Source organism: Methanolobus halotolerans (genome assembly GCF_004745425.1).
GTDB lineage: Archaea > Halobacteriota > Methanosarcinia > Methanosarcinales > Methanosarcinaceae > Methanolobus > Methanolobus halotolerans.
Window position 1 is genome coordinate 23613 of record NZ_PGGK01000017.1, and the last position, 22722, is coordinate 46334.

A 22722-nucleotide genomic window follows, 5' to 3' on the forward strand; every position below is an offset into this window, starting at 1 on the left:
TCATAATGGTTAAAAATTTACTCCGGTCTGAGAAAGCTGTGTCTGCTGTAGTAGGAGTGATGATTATTCTTGCACTGACAATCACATCCATAAGTGTCATCCTTTTATATTCCGCACCTTCCATGGAGAACATGCAGGACATGGCCAGCGCCCAGAGAGCGGAGCAGGCATTCACTGTATTCGATTCCAGGACCAGCAAGGTAGCGCTGGGAGAATCACCAAGCCAGACCACATCATTTTCTATAATGGACGGAAGTGTTAGTGTCAACGGAGATGAGCAGGCATATCAGAACAGCCAGATAGTTGTGGTGTGCACCCAGCTTGACAGTACCTCATGGCATACTAACTACCGTAATAATAGATACAAATGGAACAGCTGGGAGGGTTATGAGAGTGAAGACAATGTAACTGTGTTCAATTCAAGCTTGGGAAGCATCACCTACATCCAGGGAGAACGCCTCATAGGTTATGAGGGCGGAGGTGTGTGGTCAAAATATCCTACCGGAAAAGCTGTTATGATATCACCCCCGGAGTTCCACTACAACGGAGAAACTCTGACACTTCCGATTATGAAAATATACGGAAATGAGGTATTCAGCGGAAAGACCGATGTCGCGGTGACTGTAAGCTCCGATAATATGCCTGTAGTACTATACCCAGACAATATAGACAGAGTAAATCCCTTGAATTCCGATAAAGTACTGATCTACATAAAAAGCGAATTCTACACTGCCTGGGCCGAGTATGCAGATTCCCTGACCTACGCCAGTGCAGAGACAGATGATGCAAACCAGACAGCTGTGGTGGAATTGGAAGTGCTCCCGGAAATGGGAAAGGATCAGTTGAAACAGGCTTTCAAAATCGGTTCTCTCAACAACACAAATCCTACGCCATTGTATGATTTTGCGTTAAATCTGGAAGCAAAATCAAGTCAGGGACTGAATCCGAACAATTACCAGATAGCTGCTACCTCCGGCACGAAGACTTTAACATACTATATACAAAAAACCGGTAATGATAAGTTGACAATAGAACTTGCTTATGAAGATACTGCCACAAATGGAGGCATTGAGAATTGGGAAGGAGCAAATAAGAATGAGGATGCATTTCCAATAAATGATTCAAAAGAAGACTCTTCTGCTACGGTAGATTTGTTGAGTGAATCCATTAACATGATATATACTTCAAATGAAGCTGATTTTTCATGGGGCCCTGAAAGTTCCGTAAGTATCCCTCCGGACCTCTATATCACAAAAAGCCAAAACCAAACTCAACTATTGTACAATATATCCCAGCATTACATGAAGCTTCTTACAATGGATGGCTCTGTTAAGTTTAATATCCAGTCGCCAGGACAGTCGGATCCTGTAGATTACTCGGAATCAACACTCAACTTGTTCTATGACGGTATGCCCGGCAGCATAACTTACCTTCATGTAAGCAGAAATGATCTTTCAGTCGCACTCAGTTAGAGAATGTTGTTGAGAGAACAACAAACTCTTCATATATTTGTTGATCATCTTTTTATATAATTAAGTTAATATATATGAGGTAGTATGGATAATAACGGGCAAATGCACATTGACTACCTGATCGGTATTGCAATATTCCTGGTCAGTATCATTTTCGTATTTTCATATACAGCAGGGCTTTTCACACCGTTCCAGTCGAACTCGGATGAAGTCACTTTGATTGCCGACAGGGTCTCGACAAATATTATAGAACAGAATATGAGTGCAGGTAAAGCAGGGGCAACTACTCTCCTGAATGGTACCAGAGTAAATGATTTATTCAATTACACGGACAGCAATTATCAGAATACTCTTGTCTGGCTGGGCATGGATGGAACTTACCTGAAGTATGATCTCAATATCACATATGAAGATACTGCAGGAACAGTCATCCGATCTGCCGGTGAAACATTACCTGTTAACGGGAATATAGGACAGACCATTCGAGTAGTGCTGATCAGAGACGAAAAAACGGGAAACACATCCCAGGCGATTATAGCTGTGAGGGTGTGGTGAGATTATGGCAGACAAAGAAAGCTGTGATCGCTTAAGATCAGATTCATCCGCCCAGTTACACACACTTGAAGCCTTAATGGCATTGTTACTTATTATCGGAGTGATTGTTTTTACAGTCCAGGCAACATCCCTGACACCGCTCACATCATCCACTGCAAATGCACATATTGAAGCCCAGCTGCAGATACTCGGTCAGGACATACTGAATTCCCTTGATTATGCTGAGTACGGACAGGACTCCCCCCTTAAGAAGGACATATTGGACTGGAATGGAGCCCAGTACACATGGAACTCCACAGAATACCACGCAAACACAAATAGAGTGGTGAATAGTTCGGAAATTATGCTAAATAGCTCAACTGCAACGATACTGGAATCTATTGCAATTAAAAAGGGAATAGCACATAATCTGGAGATCACATGGATAGAAAAGAGCGGTACGTCCAGAAGCATGCCTTATATCTATAACGGAGAGCCTTCAGACAACGCTGTGATAGTCACTAAAAGGGTACTTTTGTCGGACTCTGATTTCCCAGGTACGAACTCATCAGACTTCAGATCAAATACAGGTATTGTGGATGCAGATGATACTACGGATTTCTATAATCTCATAGATGTGAAGTTGACGATGTGGCGTATGTAACTGGTTATAAAATGGCAAGTGGTAGATATGAAGAAATGGAACGATTCTGCACAAATGATATTGATTGCCGGTTTTGCCATAGGAATCGGTATTGTAGTCCTGACAGTGATGCTGAATAACATCATCTATGCAAGTAACACTGCATCAGAGGCAAATATCGAGACAAACGTGTTCGATTTTTCAAGCACAATGAAGGTAACCACTCATGCTTACGAAAAGGCATATGAGGCAAATTCGATAGATAATGCATATATTTTTAATTATACCCGTAAAATGGCAGAAAGCTATGCACTTGCAGGCTTCATATTCACCCTAAGCAATGATTCCTTACAGGAACCATATTTATCACAGAACGGGCTCAACAACGGCAATTCCGACTGGGTGGTCATTGACAGGGTAAACCGAACAGATATTTTTGAGATAGGAATAAATACATCCAGACTGGGAAACGAATCAAAACCCTTTGTAATAGAAGCACTTAACCAGTCCGGCATGTTCTGGTCGGCCAGAATCTGCAATTCCAGCGGCACATTTAATCTTACTGTTACAAACAGTACAGACATACTGAGGACTGAGAATATTGGTGGCGGCAGCCCATCATTGAACATAACTAATAACACACCTTTTGATTTTCATTTTGACACCCTGACGTCAGGTGAACAATACAGGATAAGATTCACAAACGGCAGTCAGGCAGGCGGTACCTTCTCAATATCAGGAGAGCTTACCAACGGACAGCCCTTTGAGATCAAAAGGTACCATGTGCTCAGTACCACTATGTCACTTAATAAGAACGGGCATATGGAAATGAATGTGACCATACCTGTTACATTACCGGGGGGACAGATATGACCAGGAGATCTGCGACAGGTAAACTCGCACGTGACGAGAGGGCAGTATCCATATCATTTGGATTCATACTCACACTCTCAATAACAGTGATAACTACGATCGTCCTTATCAGCTCATTCTACGCCATGATGGACAGGGCAGAGCAGACAGTGATGCGCGATGAGTTCGAGATACATGGCAACGATATATCGCTACAGATATCGAATATCGATACTGCGGTCCAGATCACCAACAATGCCGGAGGAAAAGTTGAAAGCATCACCTATCAGCTGACACTACCAGATACGATAGCAAATGAACAGTATTCCGTAGAGTTCTCCGACCAGCCTAAAGAGATCATCTTTGAGTCAGGAGGAAGAGATGAGACAGGAGGAAGAGATGAGACACGTGTTAAAGTACCCTATACGACCCATAATACCAACGTCACGCCAACAAAACTGTACAGTGGTTCAAATGATTTCTTGGTGCATTACAATGTCAGTTCAAATATGCTAGAGATACATTAGCCCGGGAAGGAGTTTCATGAAAAAAAAGATTACAAGATCGGAAGATGCAGTTTCTGAAATGGTGGACTTCAGCATCATCTTAAGTATAATGCTCCTTGCCACAGGAATAGTAGTAGTTGCTGGCGTGCCCATGCTGGAAAACACACAGAACACACAACATACGGAGAATATCAGGCAGGGTTTTGAGGTACTTGCACTTAACATGAACAAAGTGGTTCAAGGGAACGCACCTTCACAGTCAGTAGAGATGAAAATGAATGGAGGGTCCTTGGCTGTTGCCGGTGACAATTATATTGCTGTTGATTTAACTGTATGGAACTCTTCAGCAAACGCTTCTGAGATACAATCTGCTGTGGGCAGCAGAATAAAGATGATCAAGAATAGTTACCAAGGTAACACCGTCTCTTATGAGAACACTGGCGTATGGGCGAAGTATGGAAATGGACAGGCAGTGATTGTCTCAGAACCGCGCTTCACCTATGCAAATAACGTTCTGGTCATACCCTTCGCCAAAATTAATGGTAGAGATCATCTGTCTGGCTCCGGCCTTGTCCGGGTCACTGCTGATGGCGGAAGGAGAAACGTAGATAGTTATGAGAATGTATCGCAGGTGAACATCTCGGTGACAAGTGATTATTTCGAAGCATGGGGCAGATACCTCAATGAAAGTATGCAGATGTCAATAGTTGCGGTAGATAGTACTAATAAAACTATAAATGCTAGTAAGGAATACATTCCTAATATAGATGTATATGTAACAAGTTCACCAATAACAGTCACTATCAATTAAAAAGGGAGCGGAAGCCTTGAAAAAAATATCGAAAAATGATACTGCGGTTTCATCAGTTATCGGAATCTCAATAATACTTGTGATTAGCCTGTTATCCATCGGCCTGTTGCTCCTTTATACTGCTCCTTTGATAAGTGAAACGCAGAATATGGCTAAAGCCCAGAAGATAGAACAGGCATTTACTGTTTTTGACTCAAGAGTAAGTAAATCATCACTTGGCGAATCTCCTCTCCAGACAACTGGACTTTCCCTCATGGGAGAGAATGTTGAGGTACATGGAACCCAGGATTCTTACAACGAGAGCAGTATAATGATCGTACTGTTGTCTTCCAATTCATCTTGGTACAGTAGTTTCTATCCGCAGCGTGGAGTATGGAATGCATGGAAAAACTACGAGGGTGAAACAGACTTTGCAGGATTTAACGCTTCCATGGGAAAAGTAAGGTATTATTCCGGGGACAGAGTCATAGCATATGAAGGCGGAGGAGTCTGGTCCAGATATCCATCAGGAGGAACTGTAATGATATCGCCTCCTGAATTCCATTATAACGGCGAGACTCTGACTTTACCGGTTATGAAAGTGAACGGGAACGACTCCACGGGAGGAAGCTCTAATGTTAACATTAACGTAGGATCTTCCAACGTGCCTGTCCTTCTCTACCCCAATACCAGTATGAATGCAAATTTCACGAACCCCCTTAACTGCAATAAGATCCTGATATACATCAACAGCGAGTTCTACGACGGATGGGCAGAATATGCGGAAACCCTTACATCCACTACTGCAACACTTGACCATGAGAATCAGACAGCTATAATCGAAATGGATACAAGACCTGAAATGGGAACATTCTTTTTAACTAATCCATCATTCAAAATTGCTGCTCTGAACCACACCAACACCACACCATTCAGCAACTTTTCATTTTATTTTTATGTTGATGGGAGTGCCGATTTCTTCAAGTCTTCAGGAATGACTTTAACTGCTACCTCAGGAACAAAAACCCTTGTATACAGTTTCTATAAGAATAACCTTGGTGGTAATGTAATATTGGCCGCAGCCCCGTCCTTTACTTCTTATGCGATTGAATATAAGGACAGTTTGGCAGGAATTAATGAAATATGGGAAAGTGATCCTAACAGTTACTTTACCGTTTATTCATTCCATCAAGGTAATACAAAGTGGGCAAATTGCACAGTAGATCTTCTCAGTGATTCATACTTGATGAATTACGACAGCAATCATCCAGATTTTTCCTGGGGTCCTGTCAGCTCCACATCAACAACACCAGACCTATATATTGTAAAAGGTAACGCAAACAGTACCCAGTCACTGAATAATATAACCCAGCACTATATGCGACTCTTGGCACAGGACGGTACTATCGAGTGTACCTGGGAACAAAAACATAATGAAAAAATAGAGGTTGATGATTCCACATACACCCTGAATTATGACGGTGGAGGTGCTATACTCACCTACCTGCACATCACAAGCAATGAACTTAATGTGACTCTTGAATGAGAGATGGGGCCGGTTTACAGAAACCCTTAAATCGACCCCTGCCATTAACAAATCTCATCAAGGTGAAATCATGAAGAAAGCGATTATCGAGACCGAAAAGGGTAACATTGTACTGGAACTGTTTGAGAAGGATGCGCCCAAGACCGTGGCTAACTTCGAGAAACTGATCAAGCAGGGATTTTATGACGGGCTTACTTTCCACAGGGTGCTCCCAAACTTTGTCATCCAGGGTGGATGCCCGAAAGGCAATGGTACAGGTGGCCCGGGTTACTCAATTAAATGTGAGACAAAGGGCAATCCACAGAAACATGGCACAGGTGCACTTTCAATGGCACACGCAGGAAAGGATACAGGTGGAAGCCAGTTCTTCATCACACACTCACCACAGCCACACCTTGACGGCGTACACACTGTATTTGGCAAGGTGATCGAAGGCATGGATGTTGTCAACAAGATCAAGGCAAAGGACAAGATGAAGAAAGTCACCATCGTGGAAGAATAATCTCCTTTTGCAGCGTCTAAGATGCTGCCATCCTCTTTTTGTAAGATGACTTTTTTATTGTGGAATGTAGCCGAACTGACTTATGTAACTTTATCCACTTGTTTATACATCTTTAACAGAATCTATTTTTAGAAAATTATATATACTAAAATGCGGAAGGTAAGCGTTGTATATGACCAAACATAACGATATTTGAGATATCTTCAGTGCTAATTCCGGCCATAGAAAGAAGGATACTAATCATGGCACTAAACAAAAATTCCATTCTGGCTATTGCAGTTATACTGACAATTGCACCCTTTGTGAGCGGATGTACAGACACGAGTATAGAACAGGCACAAGATACAACCATAACAGTGTCTGCCGCCGTAAGTCTCGCTGAGGCTTTCACTGCAATGGAGAAAGAATTTGAGGCGGAGAATCCAAGTATAGACCTCATGTTCAACTTTGCCTCATCTGGCATGCTCCGGTCACAGATCGAAGGTGGAGCACCCATTGATGTATTCGCCTCTGCCGCCCAGGACCAGATGGACATGCTTGCAGCAAAGGGATTGATCTACGATGATACAAGAGAGGATTTCGTGGAAAATTCCATTGTGCTGATAGTTCCAAAGGGCAATAAATTCGGAATTACCGGCATGGAAGACCTGAGGAAACCGGAAGTAAAGACCATAGCCATCGGAAATCCGGAAACAGTCCCCGCAGGGAAGTATGCAAAGGAATCCATGACCACCGCAGAAATCTGGGACAACGTTTCAGGCAAGATGCTGATGGGAGAAAATGTTAAGCAGGTGCTTGTCTACGTGGAGCGTGGAGAGACCGATGCAGGATTTGTGTTCAGCACAGATGCATTAACCGCACAGGCAGGTACAATTGAAGTTATCACTTCAGTGCCTGTGAGCACACCTATTACCTACCCGATAGCTGTTGTCTCATCCACCACCCATCTGGAAGAATCACAGAAATTCGTAGATTTCATCACGGGAGAAAATGGCAGGATCATACTGGAACAATACGGCTTCAGTATTCCCAATAACGGTTGATCTGGAATGCTTGATCAGATATGGTATCCTAGGAGTAACATTTAAGATATCAATGTTAGCCACTCGCATAGTAGCAATGCTGGGCACCATTATATCGTACACCCTGACCAGAAAGGATTTTCATGCAAGTGGCTCTGTGCCTGGAGCTTTCATAGGTAGTAGAATACTTATTGGTATGGTTCAGGCACATTGCACATAATGTGAGGGATGACCCTGTTGATTTCTGCCATCAGAATATTCACTAAGAGAAGTAAATTGCAGGTTCATTGATGTTCCGCAACAAAAGTAAATCTATATTGGGAACATATGAATTTGAAGTACATATATTTTGGAATGTTAACCGATGATAGAACAAATCTGGTTTCCCCTTGTGATTACACTGAAAATAGCCGTATTATCTACTCTTGTAGTAGCAGTGGTAGGCGTGGTGATATCATATGTACTTGCAAGACGTGATTTCAAGGGGAAATGGCTGGCAGATATCCTTGTGACCCTGCCTCTTGTACTCCCCCCTACCGTAACAGGTTACCTTCTGGTAGTATTGCTGGGAAGAAACGGTGCCCTTGGTAATATCATATACAATCTCACCGGATGGAGTATACTTTTCACATGGGAAGCGGCAGTCATTGCAGCTTTTATCGTATCGCTTCCACTTATGGTCAAAACCACTGCAGCTGCCATTGAGGCAGTGGACAGAGAATTCGAGTATGCCGCATTCACCCTTGGAAGAAAGGAACTCGAGACCGCACTTTTCATAACACTCCCCCTTGCCAGAAAAGGCATACTTGCTGGGATCGTCCTGAGTTTTGCCAGAGCTGTGGGAGAATTCGGTGCAACGCTCATGGTTGCCGGGAACATACCCGGAAGAACCAACACAATGTCGCTCTCGATATACAGCGCATTCCAGGGAGGCAACAACGAACTTGCTAATATGCTGGTGATAATACTGGTGGTTATATCACTGCTCTCCATGGCCATTACTGCAAAACTTGTCAATACATGGAAAGTATGAGGTGTTAGTATGGGCATGAGAGTTGATTTCAGAAAACGGTACTACAGAAAAAAAAGCGACAGGAAAAAAAATATAGAAGCTGCTTTTACACTCGATGCCAAATTCGAGGTGGGAGATGAACTGGTGGTACTTTTCGGACGCTCAGGTTCCGGGAAGACCACCGCACTCCAATGTATCTCGGGACTGCTGGAACCCAATGGAGGCAAGATAGTTGTCAACGGCAAAGTGTATTTCGATTGTCACAAAAGGATTGACCTCCCGGTACAGGAGAGAAGCCTCGGGTACGTGTTCCAGAATTACGCGCTGTTCCCGCACATGGATGTGAAAAAGAACATTGCCTACGGATTAAAAGGATGGAGCAGTGAAGAGAAGGAGAAAAGGGTTAATAAGATGTTGCAGCTGCTCCATATAGAAGGCCTGGAGAACAATTATCCTTCACAACTGTCCGGCGGACAGAAACAAAGGGTCGCACTGGCACGAGCCCTTGCACCCAAACCTGATGTCCTCTTACTTGACGAGCCGTTCTCAGCACTGGACATGGTTGTCCGCATGAAACTCAGGGAAAAGATAAAACAGATTCAGAGAGAGCTTGGTATCCCGGTGCTTTTCATTACTCACAACCATGTGGAAGCTTTTACAATTGCTGACAAGGTTGTCATTTTTCATGACGGACGCGTACAGCAGCTTGGTACCCCGGAAGAGGTCTTTTACCATCCGAAAAACTACCATGTTGCAGAACTTGTAGGCATGACCAATATTTTCGATGCTGTGGTCAGGGCAGTAGATGTCCCATCAGGCACTGTCCTGCTCAAAAGTGAAGAGATGCTTATAAGAGTAAAGGATTCCGGACTTAAAGAAGGTGAGACCACATCCTGGGGAATCCGGCCTGAGAATCTGCGCATCCTGCAGGAAGAAGAAACAGGAACACAGGAAAAGAACATTTTTAACGCAACTGTGAAGAGCATTGTAAATAAAGGATCGAGCAAATTGATCGCGCTTGAAATAAAGGAACACAAGAAACTACTTATTGCAGAAGTAGCAAATCAGTTTTTCGAAAATATACAACTGGATACTGGAAATGCATGCAAGGTTGCAATCGACAGGAGCAGGGTCGTAGTCTTTTAGATGAAAGCCTGCACAACTTCAGGAAATGATCAGTTACGGACATTATGACAGAACATCCCAACAGGTTTTTAAAACAGAATTCCGTTTTTTTATGAGATAATGAGTCTGATAGAAAAGATTTTCGGGAAAAAACAGAAAGAAACAGAAACCGGACCTTTAAGGCTTGAGTTCAACAAACTGCCGGATCTTATCAGTGCGCAGTACAGAAAAAATCGGGATGTATCAGCACCGGTTATCGAAAAGAAGTACAAAGAGATCGGCAGTTCGGTCAGAGATATAAAGGATGCCAGAAAAGAACTGCTTGATGCTGAAGCGATCGCGGACGCCAATAAAAGAGCGGAGAAACTGGGAGACTCTAATCGTGAAAATGTTGCCCATAATCTTAACCTGATTATTGAAAAGATCCGCGTACCCTCAAATAAAGACCCGAAAAATGCCTTAGTGTTCTTTGAAGATTCCAAAGCCACCATGAAAAATGTATTGGACAACACCCGCAAGAGCCAGTTATATATTAAAGCTCTGTACCCCACGGAGTTTGAAAATATAAATCTCAGACTGGCAAATCTTGAAAGTCTGCTGGATGAGCTTTATGAGATGATCAGGGATGACAAAAATAAGATAGATGCCTTCGAAAAGCTTCCTCAACATATGGAAAACATCAGCCAGAAAGAAAAAGAAGCTCAACTGAGTCGGAAGAGGATCCTTGCTCTTGAAGAAAAGTACGAATCCGCAAAAACGGATCTGGTAAATGCCGGTTCCGATATCGCGAAACTCAGGAACAGCAGTGAATTCCAAAAGGCAAATGATCTTGAGAACAATATCAAGGCACTTGAAAATAAGATATATGCTGTTAACTCGGATATCAGAAGATTGTTCACGCCCATGTCCAAGGCACTTTCCAGGATGGAAAAACAGGATAAGAACGAGATGCACGTACTGTCACCCGAGAACAGAAAGGTGCTCATCATGCTCAAAGACGATCCCGCCTCGATCCCGGAAAAAGAGCTTGGACCATTTCTTGATATGCTTGAAAAGCGCATTCAAAGCAGGGACCTGGGACTTAAGGACCCGATGTATGAGAAGATACTCAGGCAAATCCATAAGTTAAAAGAAACAACAGCCATGTCAGACCTGCGCGAGCAGAGCAAGATGTATTCATCGGATATTGAAACACTGACAGCTGAATTGAGTCGGCTGGATATCTACAGAGAGATGGACCTTCTTCAGACTCAGGAATCGCAATACAGGGATTCTATCGGGCTAATATTGAGCAACATGGAAGCAGAGCATAAACACCTGGAAGAAATCGAAGAGCATCTGGAAATATCAAGGTCCATACTGAACTCTGAGGTAAAAGAGATCTTCGGGCAGGATGCTGAAATCGTTTACTGAGATACTTGCTGTGTGAGATCCAGGTCAATTACAGTTTGTATATTTTTCCCATAATTGATAGCAATGTGGCGCAAAGATGCGAATTAAAAAAGATTCTACTTTGCATCCTGCAATATTGTTGACTCCATGATAGAATCCATAAAGTCGAGACAGAGTATCTTTTATAATGCCTGAGTAACCCCGGTTCCCAAAAACATATACTTCTGGAAAACAATCATTGTATATACAGGGCTATTCCAGAGTTAGGGGTTTAATATGGGAAACAGCAATTATATTCGATGGTTCGAGGATATTACAATAGATGATGTTCCCCTGGTAGGAGGTAAGAATGCTTCCCTTGGGGAAATGTACAGGGAACTGACAAACAGGGGAGTCAAGATCCCGAACGGGTTTGCGGTCACTGCGGATGCCTACTGGCATGTGCTCAAATCCGCCGGAGCGCTTGAAAAGCTCAAAAATATCTTTGAAGGACTGGATACAGAAAATGTCCACGACCTCTCTGAGCGGGGGAAAAAGGCAAGGAACATTATTCTTGATGCCGGCATTCCTGACGACCTCTGGAACGAGATAAAAGAGGCCTATGATAAACTCAGTGAACAGTACGGATCCGATACCGACGTGGCGGTGCGCAGTTCTGCAACAGCTGAAGACCTTCCCAATGCCTCCTTTGCAGGCCAGCAGGAAACATACCTGAACATTCACGGATACCATTCACTCAAAGATGCCTGTAGCAGATGCTTTGCATCGCTTTTCACTGACAGGGCGATATCTTACCGTGTTAACAATAATTTCGATCACTTCAAGGTCGGCCTCTCTGTAGGAGTGATGAAGATGGTGCGTTCAGACCTTGCATCCAGCGGAGTCATGTTCACAATAGATACGGAAACCGGTTTTGAAGATGTGGTTTTCATTACAGCAACCTACGGCCTCGGAGAAAATATCGTTCAGGGACTTGTGAACCCGGACGAGTACTACGTATTCAAACCCACCCTGAAGGAAGGTCTCATGCCTATCGTCAATAAGGCACTTGGTGAAAAGGAGATAAAGATGATATACGGCCAGGGTGATTCCAGGGTGCTTACCCGGAATGTGGATGTCCCGGCGGCTGACAGAAGACGTTTTTGTATCAACGATCAAGAGATACTCCAGCTTGCCAGCTACGGGGTCACCATAGAAGATCACTATTCTAAAAAGAACGGAAAGAGATTACCCATGGACATCGAATGGGCAAAGGACGGGGAGACTGGAGAAATATTTATTGTTCAGGCAAGGCCCGAGACTGTACAGTCACAAAAGGAAAAAGATACACTGGAAACATACATACTTGATGAGAGGTCGTCGATCATTGTAACAGGCCGAAGCGTAGGTAGTAAGATAGCTACCGGCAAGGTGCGTGTCATCCAGGGTGTGTCAGAACTTTCATCTTTTAAGTCAGGAGAAGTGCTTGTTGCAGATACTACAACACCTGACTGGGAACCAGTTATGAAAAAAGCTGCAGCAATCATCACAAATAAGGGCGGGAGGACATGCCACGCAGCCATCGTGAGCCGTGAACTGGGAATACCTGCGGTGGTTGGTGCGGGAAACGCCACAGATAAATTAGAGTCGGGCATGGAAGTTACCTTAAGCTGTGCGGAAGGAGATGTAGGGAAAGTGTATGAAGGGGCACTTGAATTCCATACAGAAAGTGTTGACCTCAAGGAGATAGAAAGTGCTAAAACTGATATTATGATGAACCTGGGCAATCCCGAGGCAGCCTTTGGGCTGTCAATGATCCCTAATAGCGGCATAGGACTCGCAAGGCTGGAGTTCATCATCTCAAACTACATACGGATACATCCCATGGCACTCGTGCACCCCGAAAAGGTAGAAGACACTTCTAGTCTTGAGGAAATCGAGAACCTCACAAAAGGTTATGAAAGCAAAGAGGACTACTTCGTGGAGAAGCTCTCCTTCGGGGTGGGAACCATTGCAGCTGCCTTCTATCCCAAACCAGTTGTTGTGCGTATGAGTGATTTCAAGTCTAACGAATATAAAAGCCTGCTAGGTGGAAAGTATTTCGAGTTCGAGGAGAACAACCCCATGCTGGGCTTCAGGGGCGCTTCCCGGTACTATGATGAGAGATACAGGGAAGGTTTCGCACTCGAATGCAGAGCAATGAAAAGGGTCAGAGAGGAAATGGGACTTACAAACCTTATTCTTATGATCCCGTTCTGCAGGAGGATCGAGGAAGCGGAAAAAGTACTTTCGGAGATGAAGAATCATGGTCTTGAAAGAGGGAAGAACGAACTGCAGATATATGTCATGTGCGAGATACCAAGCAACATTCTCCTGGTAGATGAGTTCAGTAAGTACTTTGACGGCTTTTCCATTGGTTCCAACGACCTGACCCAGCTGACCCTGGGTGTTGACAGGGATTCGGAGATACTTGCCGAAGCCTTTGATGAAAGGGATGAGGCTGTGAAGAAAATAGTATCCATGGCTATAAAGGGAGCAAAGAGAAATGGCAAGCACAGCGGACTTTGCGGACAGGCACCAAGTGATTTTCCGGAGTTTGCGGAGTTCCTTGTAAAAGAAGGCATAGACTCCATATCCCTTAATCCCGATTCTGTAATGAAAATCGTGCCACGCATAAGGCAGGCCGAGAAAGAAATGGAAAAAAGGGATGGATGACCAATAGACCTCTGAGCCATGGAAGATTCTCCACATATTGTTTTTATTATGCATGATTCAAAATGCTTATATGACACAAATAATAAATGAATAATAAGATTGTCCATTAACACAATGGCAATCTGCACTGGAGAGGGGACTGCAGTTTAACCGGCTACGCTATCTTTGAGCGCAGGGGGCCTTTAAACAAAGGGTAAACCAGTTTCCGTTTTACAGAAACCAGGCTATTAAATTAACAGAAGAGGGAAAAGATGGGGAACAAACAATACACACTACCGGACCTGCCGTACGGTTACGCAGAACTGGAACCATATATTTCAGAAGAACAGTTGAGAACACACCATGATAAGCATCACAGTAGCTATGTCAAGAAGGCTAACTCAATCATGGAAAACATGGAGAAGGCAATAAAAGAGGACAGGGACTATGATGTCAAAATGACAGCAAAGACACTGGCATTCAATATTGGAGGGCATGTCCTGCACAGCTACTTCTGGCCGAGCATGGGACCTGAGAACAAGGTCAGCAAGGAACCAGTGGGAGAGATCGCAGACCAGATCAAAGCCGATTTCGGGAGTTATGAGCGCTTCAAGAAGGATTTTTCAGAGGCAGCCTCAACAGTGGAGGGTTCCGGCTGGGTAGTACTTACATACTGCCATACAGTAGAAAAGCTTGCGATAATGCAGGTGGAGAAACATAACGACGTCGTTTTCCCGGAATATCCCATCCTTATGCCACTGGATATGTGGGAGCACGCATTCTATATCGATTACAAGAACGAGAAAACCAAATTCATCGACGCTTTCTGGAACATAGTCAACTGGGATAAGATCGATGAGAGATTCAAGGCATTAAAATAAATGTCTTTTCTTTTTTTCAGGGAAGAAACATATTCTAAGTCTCTTGCTTACGCGGAATCACAAAAGTGAACGTACTTCCATTTCCGGGGCTGCTCCTGACCCATATCGTGCCGCAGTGCATTTCCACGAATTTCTTTGCAAGTACTAGGCCAAGGCCTGTCCCCCCATACTCTCTGTTAGTATCAGGATCAAGTTGCTTAAAGGGCTTGAACAGTTCTTTTTGCTGTATTTCAGATATCCCGATACCATTATCCCTGACACTGACAGATAAATCATTTAAGCTGCAATCGACAATAATTTCAATGCTGCCACCTGCAGGAGTGAATTTTACTGCATTGCTGAGAAGATTAAACATAACCTTCCTGATCTTGAGTTTATCAGCATAAATATCGCAATCCGGGATATCACCTGTCACTAAAAGATCAATATCTTTATTTTTCAGCAATGGTTCAAGAGTTTGCACGAGTTCACCTAACAGCTCATTTATCCTGAAAGTCTCCGGATCCAGATCCAGTTTACCTGCCTCTATCTTCGATATGTCAAGGATGTCATTTATGATATTGAGAAGATGCCTTCCACTACGGTTAATATTAGCAACGTATTGCTTCTGCTTTCGATTTAATTCCCCGAATATCTCCTCGCTCAGCATATCTGAAAAGCCGATTATGGAATTCAATGGTGTGCGGAGCTCGTGACTCATGTTTGCAAGGAACTGGCTCTTTGTCTGGTTAGCTGACTCGGCCATCATCTTTGCCTCAACAAGGGCTCCTTCTGCGTCCTTACTTTCAGTAATGTCAAATATTATACCCTGAAGGTAAACAATATCCCCTTTACTGTCCCGCTTTATAAGATTTCTTTCATCTACCCAGCGAACCTCCCCGGACCCTGTCAGTATTCTGTATTCCTGCTGGAGCCCATTTACACCCTCTTCAATTTTGCTGTTCAGCTCATTAAGTACATTTTCGCGATCATCCGGATGAACAATCTCCCCATACCAGACATGTCCACTAACCACCTCTTCTGGAGAATAGCCAATGTTCTTTATGCCATCAGAAACCAGTTCAAAAGGCCATTCACTCGTAAATCCGGATTTGAAGACTATAACCGGGCTACTGTCAATTATTTTCTTTATTTCTTTCATGGATGTGGCAGATTTTTCCAGCGCCTCCAGTATATTGTTCAAACCTTCTGGAATTTCTTTAAAGTCAACATCCACATCCGTATCTGCCCGACTGCTCAGTTTGCCTTTCAAGGCTTCTTCGGAGATATTCTGGAAATCCCTGACAATTCTGTTTATCGGATGTGTTATCGAACTTGCGATCAGGAACGCTACGCATCCCATGAAAATGGTTGAGATCACGGAGATGGTCATCAGTTGCTGGTGCAGATCGTTGACACCAGCGAACATCTCTTTTTCAGGGACTACGATTACAAAGGAGGAATCACCTGAAATTACAGGTTCATAGAACATCACAACATCCTTGCCGGTTGTCGGATCGAGCATCTTTACATTCCCACCCTGACCGTTTTTGATATCATCTGCCATCTCCCGGAAGGCAGGATCATCCATATCCTGAATTTTGTTGAATCCGATCCACTCTTTTTCAGTGGGGCGGGACATAAGTATTCCTGTACTGCTTACCATGAAAGCATAGCCGGTATCAAAGATAGTCACATTGCTGACAATGCTGTCGATATAGTCAAGAGAGAGGTCCACCCCCCCCAATCCCTGTAAAAGTTCCGTTCTCTGTGATCGGAGATACAAAACTAACGATTAGATCCCCTTCATAGAAATAGGGCTCTGTGATGACATCAGTACCAAGATTCTTAGGAAGCTGGTAGTAATCGGACGTTTGATAGTACAGCAGAGGATCAAGTCCGACAGTACCATTAAGCTTGTTCCAGTAAGGTATGAACCTCCCGGCCTCATCGTGGCCAGGAGAAAGCGCATATTCGGCATCCATCCCATCAAATGCATCGATCTCATAGCATACATAGGTACCAAGCAGTTCCGGGTTATCCAGGAGAATCTGCCTGAGCATGTTATTCACTTCACTGCGGTCACTTCCTTCATACTCTTTCATGGTACTGGAAATGGTCCGTGCCATTACCATGCTTGCGCGCATGTCCGTATCGAACCTGTTGGCATAATTCTCAACTGTGATCATGGATTGCTGGTAAGCAAGCTCTGTCTGCTAATCCCTGACAGTGGATGTGATAGCCATTGTGGCCCCTGTCATGACAAGTACAGTCCCAATAGTGATAAGCAGTAGTAATTTTGTCTCAAGTTCTACATTTTTCCATTTCATGCCAATTGAATATCAGGGTACTGTTGATATTTTCAATAAAGATCCAAAGTAACTCCAGAGTAACTTATCATCATACATATTTTAATCTTTATATAAATAATATACTTTTATTATATTACTATTTGGGACTACCTATCTAAAAAGTAGCAATTCAGACTCATACGTACATGGGTGTATGACAGGTTGGATATATCCGGAATTAAACAGTATCGGAAAAATAAAAAACGATCCCGAAGGGATTTGAACCCTTGACCCTCGGGTTAGAAGCCCGATGCTATATCCTGGCTAAGCCACGGGACCGCGCATAATGCTTGCAGGGGTACGAAATAGACGTTTAAACATAAAAGCCTTTTGTGCCATGTGAACCAGTAGCTGATCCGGCAAGATATAGTGAATACAAATATATAATAGTTTGACATCAAAACTACCATCAATTTGATGAGGCTTTATAATGAGTGAACTTATGATCTATAATAACGGTGATTTCGTCCCAAAATCAAAGGCAACAACCTCTATATACGACCACGGGTTCCTTTACGGAGATGGTGTGTTCGAAGGTATCAGAGCCTACAACGGACGGGTCTTCAAGTTAAGGGAGCATGTTGACAGGCTCTATGACTCTGCAAAAGCAATAGCCCTCAATATCCCGATGTCCAAGGAAGAGATGGAAGAAGCAATTCTGGAAACGCTCAGAAAAAACAATCTGAAGGATGCATATATCAGGCCGATTGTATCAAGAGGCATCGGAGACCTGGGACTCGACCCGAGGAAATGCCCAAAACCCAACGTTTTTATAATTAGCCAGGAATGGGGCGCAATGTACGGAGACCTCTACGAGGTTGGCCTTACAGGAGTTACCGTTGCGGTCAGAAGGAACTCGGCTGATGCACTTTCCCCGAATATCAAATCGCTCAATTACCTGAACAACATCCTCGCAAAGATCGAGGCAAACGAAAAAGGCGGCGATGAAGCTATTTTCTTCGACGGGAACGGCTATCTTTCCGAAGGTTCCGGAGACAATATATTCATTATAAAAAACGGTAAGGTCTACACCCCCCCGACCATCAACAACCTCAAGGGAATTACAAGAGCTGCTGCAATTGAGCTTCTCAAAGAGATGGATATCGAGGTCTGTGTGGAGAATCTAGGACTTTTCGACCTCTATACAGCTGATGAGATATTTGTCACGGGTACGGCTGCAGAAGCTGCCCCTCTTGTCAAGGTAGATGGCCGAGACATCGGCGATGGAAAGCCAGGGCCTATTACAAAGAAGATGATAGATGCTTTTGAGTATATTACCCAGAATACAGGAACCCCGATCTATCCTTAAATCTTTTTTTAAAGGGGTTCCCCTTTTTCTATTTCCAAGTTTTCATTATTTCCACATAATTATATATTAATATTATAATACTATACTCTGAGTAGAATGATAAACCTGAACGAGGAATAAGAATGGACATAACTGGAGAAAAAGGCAAAGTAGTGATGAAGAACCTCAAATACCTCAATGATTCGGTAATGGCGATATTGCTGCTTATGCCCGTTACCCTTGTGATCACCTTCGAAGCCCTGGATTCAACCCACAACCTGAAGATACTTTCACTTGTCACGTGGGTCGTATATCTCATTGGCCTGTGGTACGTTGCATCAAGGGTCTTCAAACTTAACAAAACGCTTATAGGGTATCTCGACGAAGAATAAGCCGAGCATAATGGAACGTAAGGAATTCAGAGAACTCACTCCTGTAAAAGAAGCAAGGAAGCTAATCAGCCGGATCATTGCCAGACCGGGAATTCAGACCTTAACAATAGAGAATTCTGCGGGGCGCATATTAGCCGAAGACATTTTCTCACCCGTTGACGTACCTGCATTCAACCGTTCTGTCAAAGACGGTTATGCAATACGCGCCAAGGATACTTATCGGGCAAGCGAGCCCGAGCCCATGGAGCTTAAAATGACGGCATCCATACCTGCCGGATGTGCTGACAGCTTTTTCGTAAATGACGGTGAGACTGCTGAGATCTCCACGGGGGCACCCATCCCCGAAGGGGCAGATGCAGTCGTGATGGTAGAGCAGACAAAGCAGATAGATAGTACCGTATTCATTTACCAGCCGGTATACATCAATGAGAACATCATGAAGGCAGGTTCTGACATCATGAAGGGCGAGCGTGTGCTCAGGAAGAATACCCGTATCGGCTCCAGGGAGATCGGGGTGCTGGCTTCAGTGGGTATGAAAGAGGTCCCTGTGAAAGAACTGCTCGTGGGAATTATTTCGACAGGTAACGAACTCATAGAACCCGGGAACACACTCGGCAAGGGACTGATATTCGACGCCAACTCATATGCTATAGCCGCAAGCGTGGAAGAGGCAGGAGGGATACCAAAGATATATGGCATTATCCCTGATGACTGGAAGCTGATGGAAGAGGCCCTGTACAGGGCGATCAGGGAGTGCCATATAGTCCTCACATCCGGCAGCACTTCTGCGGGCGTCGGGGACATTATGTATATGATCATTGAGGAGAAGGGAGAAACACTAACCCACGGGATTGCTATCAAGCCCGGTAAACCTGTGGTCATCGGTATGATAGAAGGCGTTCCCACAATCGGCCTGCCTGGAAACCCGACCTCGGCACTCAGTATATTCAATGAGTTCGTAGCACCCATTATCCACAATTCTCTTGGGACCACACCGTCCTTCAGGACAAAGGTCCGGGCAGTCATGGGTACAGGCATCCGTTCCGGAGGACGTGAGGAACTATTTCCTGTTGGGGTCGTCCGGGGGAGGGCCTACCCTGCAGACAAGACATCAGGGGCCATCACAACCCTTTCCGATGCAGACGGAATAATCGAGATCAAAGCAGAGACCGAATACATAGAGGCCGGAAGCCCGGTTGAAATCACAATGTTCGGGAACGTGAGAAGCCCGGACCTTATGTATGTGGGTGGGCAGTGCCCGGGGATCGATCTTCTGGAGGAAACTACAGGGATGGTCTTCAGGATGCTGAACATGAGTTCAAGTGCGGGATTTACAGCCATTGCGGGGGCAACCACTGACATTGCAGGCGTGAACATGCCCGCCGATCCAGATGGTGAATATAACCTTCCGACTGCCAGGAAGATGAACCTTTCAGGAACCTTACTGGTAAAAGGTTACAAGCGAGAGATGGGGCTGATATTCCGCCAGGGTACCAGGATATCAGGACTTGAGGACCTGGCAGGGTTGCGGTTTCTCAACAGGAACCGAGGATCAGGAACAAGGGCTGTACTTGAAATGGAACTTGGTCTTCTGGCAAAGGAAAAAGGTATTACAAGGAACGAACTCACAAAGGATATCGATGGTTACAATTCCGGTTCGAAGACACACCGCTCCGTCTGCGATGCAATAAAAGATGGCAGGGCGGATGTGGGATTCGGACTGAGGGCTGCTGCCAGGGAAGCAGGACTTGGTTTCCTGCCTGTTACTGAAGATGAGTTCGATCTTTTGATAAGGGAAGATGTACTTGATGTCCCGGAGATACGCCTGCTCTTAAAGACCCTTACCTCGGAAGAGTTCTCAAAGAGCCTTCCTCCGGGCATGCGGACATATGAAAGAACAGGCGAGATGATAAGTTCATTCTGAACCTGGCGGCAAAGTGGCCGGGAAAATCTTTTTTAGTTTAAATGTTATGGTAGGTGCAAATGAGCATACACGAAGATATTCAGGCAGTAGAGGAAGAAATAAGGAAAACGCCATATAATAAGGCTACTTCCCATCACATCGGCAGGCTCAAAGCAAAGCTTGCCAGGCTGCGTGACGATGTTACGAAAAAGGCAGCAGCCAAGGGAGGAGGGGAAGGTTACTCGGTCAGGAAATCCGGGGATGCCACTGTAACTCTGGTGGGTTTCCCTTCTGTTGGAAAATCCACACTCCTGAACAAGCTGACCGATGCAAATTCAGAGGTTGGTGCCTATGAGTTCACTACACTTGATGTTATACCAGGAGTACTTGAATACAAGAATGCTACCATCCAGTTACTGGACGTGCCAGGACTTGTGAAGGGGGCAGCCAGCGGGCGCGGGCGCGGCAGGGAAGTTATATCGGTGGTCAGGAACTGTGATCTTGTACTGTTCCTGCTTGATGTGTTCCAGCCCCAGCACCATGATGTGCTTACCCAGGAACTCTATGATGCAGGCATACGCCTGAACCAGAAAGCACCAGATGTAGTTATCAAGAGACAGGACAGGGGAGGAGTCAGCATCAGCAGTACCATCGATCTCGAACTTCCTGATGACCTTATCAAGACGATCCTCGGAGAATATAAGATACATAATGCCCACGTACTTATCAGGGAGAATATCGATGTGGACCAGCTTATAGATGTGGTCATGGGCAACAGGGTCTACATACCTGCGATCGTTGCTATCAATAAAGTGGATATGGCAGATGAATTCGTTCTGGAGGAAGCAAAAAAAGTTTTCCCTGATGCCACTTATATCTCGGCTAATGAGGAAAAGAACCTGGATGCTGTAAGGGATCTTGTCTACGATTCCCTGGACTTCATACGCGTATATCTGAAACCCCAGGGTGGTCCCGCAGATATGGAGGAGCCTATGATAGTCAGGAAAGGCATAACCGTCGGAGAGATATGCGACAATCTTCATCGTGACTTCAGGAGAAAGTTCAGGTATGCCCATGTATGGGGAAAATCAGCCAAGCACCCCGGACAGAGAGCCGGCCTTGATCATGTACTGTATGACAAGGACCTTCTGACACTTATCATCGCAATGTGACGGCAAAATGCCCGTCTTGCATAAAAAATAAGTACCATGATGCATTTATTCTGCTAAGCCAGCGTAGTCCCGTAGGGTAGTGGTCAATCCTTCCGGCCTTTGGAGCCGAAGACGGTGGTTCGAATCCGCCCGGGACTACTTGAATATTTTGAGGTTTCTGATGCTGTTTCTTGAGTAATACCTAGTTCACTTTCAATTCGTTCAATTCTCGAAATTAGGGCAGATTGGTCTAATTGTTGCACAACATTTTCAGGGATATCGAAATCGTCGTTTAAAGAAATAATAAAGACTGGTTTTCCATTGTGTTCTGTTTTGAGAATATGTGCAGTTTCACCAATGATGTGTTCATAAGATTGAGGCAGCCTGATAATAGGATAAACGGTTTTTTCTCTGGGACTATGTTTAGAGATTTTAAACTTGCCAATTGGCTCCATTTTCAATCATTCCTAGAACATCTTATGTTGCACAACAATATAAAGTGTTGCTCAACATGCACCCACCATTAGAGTTCAAAATTATAATTTCTGCACGCCAATTAAAAAATCGTTTTTGAAAAATTAGGTAATCCACTATCATTCAGTTGATGTTATGTAATATGAATTAGACATATTTTCATCATGGGGAAACGGGGACCAAAACCAAAATACACTAATGTTGCTTGTCCTAATGAAGACTGTGAATATTATG

General features: G+C 44.2%; 20 protein-coding genes and 2 tRNA genes. 19 read left to right on the plus strand and 3 right to left on the minus strand.

Going from position 1 to position 22722, the window contains the following annotated elements:
• The first annotated feature begins 5 nt into the window (after positions 1–5).
• The 14 genes from CUN85_RS11555 (at position 6) to CUN85_RS11620 (ending at position 14950) form a co-directional block, all read left to right on the plus strand.
• The gene (locus CUN85_RS11555) at positions 6–1472 is read left to right on the plus strand and encodes a DUF7289 family protein (RefSeq protein ID WP_135390474.1); all 1467 of its coding nucleotides are present in this window, start codon (positions 6–8) and stop codon (positions 1470–1472) included.
• A gap of 84 nt (positions 1473–1556) precedes the next feature.
• Positions 1557–2027, plus strand: a complete 471-nt coding sequence (locus CUN85_RS11560) for a DUF7287 family protein (protein ID WP_135390475.1) — start codon at positions 1557–1559, stop codon at positions 2025–2027.
• A gap of 4 nt (positions 2028–2031) precedes the next feature.
• Positions 2032–2670, plus strand: coding sequence for a DUF7288 family protein (locus CUN85_RS11565; protein ID WP_135390476.1), 639 nt, complete (start codon positions 2032–2034; stop codon positions 2668–2670).
• Between the two features lie 27 nt (positions 2671–2697).
• A complete protein-coding gene (locus CUN85_RS11570) occupies positions 2698–3522 on the plus strand; it encodes a hypothetical protein (protein WP_135390477.1) in 825 nt (274 codons plus the stop codon).
• Entirely contained in the window at positions 3519–4028 is a 510-nt protein-coding gene (locus CUN85_RS11575) for a DUF7266 family protein (protein WP_135390478.1), read from the plus strand. The genes CUN85_RS11570 and CUN85_RS11575 overlap by 4 nt, the downstream gene beginning before the upstream one ends.
• Before the next feature lie 16 nt (positions 4029–4044).
• On the plus strand, positions 4045–4818 hold the full coding sequence (locus CUN85_RS11580) for a DUF7289 family protein (protein ID WP_135390479.1): 774 nt from the start codon (positions 4045–4047) through the stop codon (positions 4816–4818).
• A 16-nt stretch (positions 4819–4834) separates the two neighbouring features.
• A complete protein-coding gene (locus CUN85_RS11585) occupies positions 4835–6343 on the plus strand; it encodes a DUF7289 family protein (protein WP_135390480.1) in 1509 nt (502 codons plus the stop codon).
• A gap of 70 nt (positions 6344–6413) precedes the next feature.
• Positions 6414–6845: a peptidylprolyl isomerase gene (locus tag CUN85_RS11590; protein WP_135390481.1), complete on the plus strand. Its 432-nt coding sequence runs from the start codon at positions 6414–6416 to the stop codon at positions 6843–6845.
• A gap of 242 nt (positions 6846–7087) precedes the next feature.
• Complete coding sequence (gene modA, locus CUN85_RS11595) at positions 7088–7888, plus strand: molybdate ABC transporter substrate-binding protein (protein ID WP_135390482.1); 801 nt, start codon at positions 7088–7090, stop codon at positions 7886–7888.
• Positions 7889–8231: 343 nt separating this feature from the next.
• Positions 8232–8900 carry a molybdate ABC transporter permease subunit gene (gene modB, locus CUN85_RS11600; RefSeq protein WP_135390483.1) on the plus strand — a complete coding sequence of 223 codons (669 nt, stop codon included), beginning with the start codon at positions 8232–8234 and terminating at the stop codon, positions 8898–8900.
• Between the two features lie 9 nt (positions 8901–8909).
• On the plus strand, positions 8910–10025 hold the full coding sequence (locus tag CUN85_RS11605) for an ABC transporter ATP-binding protein (RefSeq protein WP_135390484.1): 1116 nt from the start codon (positions 8910–8912) through the stop codon (positions 10023–10025).
• Between the two features lie 99 nt (positions 10026–10124).
• Positions 10125–11417 (plus strand): hypothetical protein, encoded by a 1293-nt coding sequence (locus CUN85_RS11610; protein WP_135390485.1) that lies wholly within the window; start codon positions 10125–10127, stop codon positions 11415–11417.
• Positions 11418–11672: 255 nt separating this feature from the next.
• Positions 11673–14090, plus strand: a complete 2418-nt coding sequence (gene ppsA, locus CUN85_RS11615; protein ID WP_135390486.1) for a phosphoenolpyruvate synthase — start codon at positions 11673–11675, stop codon at positions 14088–14090.
• Positions 14091–14341: 251 nt separating this feature from the next.
• A complete protein-coding gene (locus CUN85_RS11620) occupies positions 14342–14950 on the plus strand; it encodes a superoxide dismutase (protein WP_135390487.1) in 609 nt (202 codons plus the stop codon).
• A gap of 34 nt (positions 14951–14984) precedes the next feature.
• Here CUN85_RS11620 and CUN85_RS11625 read toward each other — a convergent pair whose 3' ends face one another.
• The 3 genes from CUN85_RS11625 to CUN85_RS11630 all read right to left on the minus strand — a co-directional run bounded on the left by CUN85_RS11625 (position 14985) and on the right by CUN85_RS11630 (position 17559).
• A complete protein-coding gene (locus tag CUN85_RS11625; RefSeq protein WP_235856320.1) occupies positions 14985–16667 on the minus strand; it encodes an ATP-binding protein in 1683 nt (560 codons plus the stop codon).
• On the minus strand, positions 16651–17118 hold the full coding sequence (locus tag CUN85_RS13435; protein ID WP_235856321.1) for a cache domain-containing protein: 468 nt from the start codon (positions 17116–17118) through the stop codon (positions 16651–16653). Before CUN85_RS13435 ends, CUN85_RS11625 begins: the two co-directional genes overlap by 17 nt.
• Before the next feature lie 366 nt (positions 17119–17484).
• A tRNA-Arg gene (locus tag CUN85_RS11630) sits at positions 17485–17559 on the minus strand.
• A gap of 151 nt (positions 17560–17710) precedes the next feature.
• Between CUN85_RS11630 and ilvE the strand changes: the two genes are divergently transcribed.
• The 5 genes from ilvE to CUN85_RS11655 all read left to right on the plus strand — a co-directional run bounded on the left by ilvE (position 17711) and on the right by CUN85_RS11655 (position 22173).
• Positions 17711–18589 (plus strand): branched-chain-amino-acid transaminase, encoded by an 879-nt coding sequence (gene ilvE / locus CUN85_RS11635; RefSeq protein WP_135390488.1) that lies wholly within the window; start codon positions 17711–17713, stop codon positions 18587–18589.
• Between the two features lie 122 nt (positions 18590–18711).
• Positions 18712–18960, plus strand: coding sequence for a sodium:proton antiporter (locus CUN85_RS11640; protein WP_135390489.1), 249 nt, complete (start codon positions 18712–18714; stop codon positions 18958–18960).
• Positions 18961–18970: 10 nt separating this feature from the next.
• A complete protein-coding gene (locus CUN85_RS11645) occupies positions 18971–20884 on the plus strand; it encodes a molybdopterin biosynthesis protein (protein ID WP_135390490.1) in 1914 nt (637 codons plus the stop codon).
• Positions 20885–20943: 59 nt separating this feature from the next.
• Complete coding sequence (locus tag CUN85_RS11650; RefSeq protein ID WP_135390491.1) at positions 20944–22035, plus strand: OBG GTPase family GTP-binding protein; 1092 nt, start codon at positions 20944–20946, stop codon at positions 22033–22035.
• Between the two features lie 65 nt (positions 22036–22100).
• A tRNA-Gln gene (locus CUN85_RS11655) sits at positions 22101–22173 on the plus strand.
• The last annotated feature ends 549 nt before the right edge of the window (positions 22174–22722 follow it).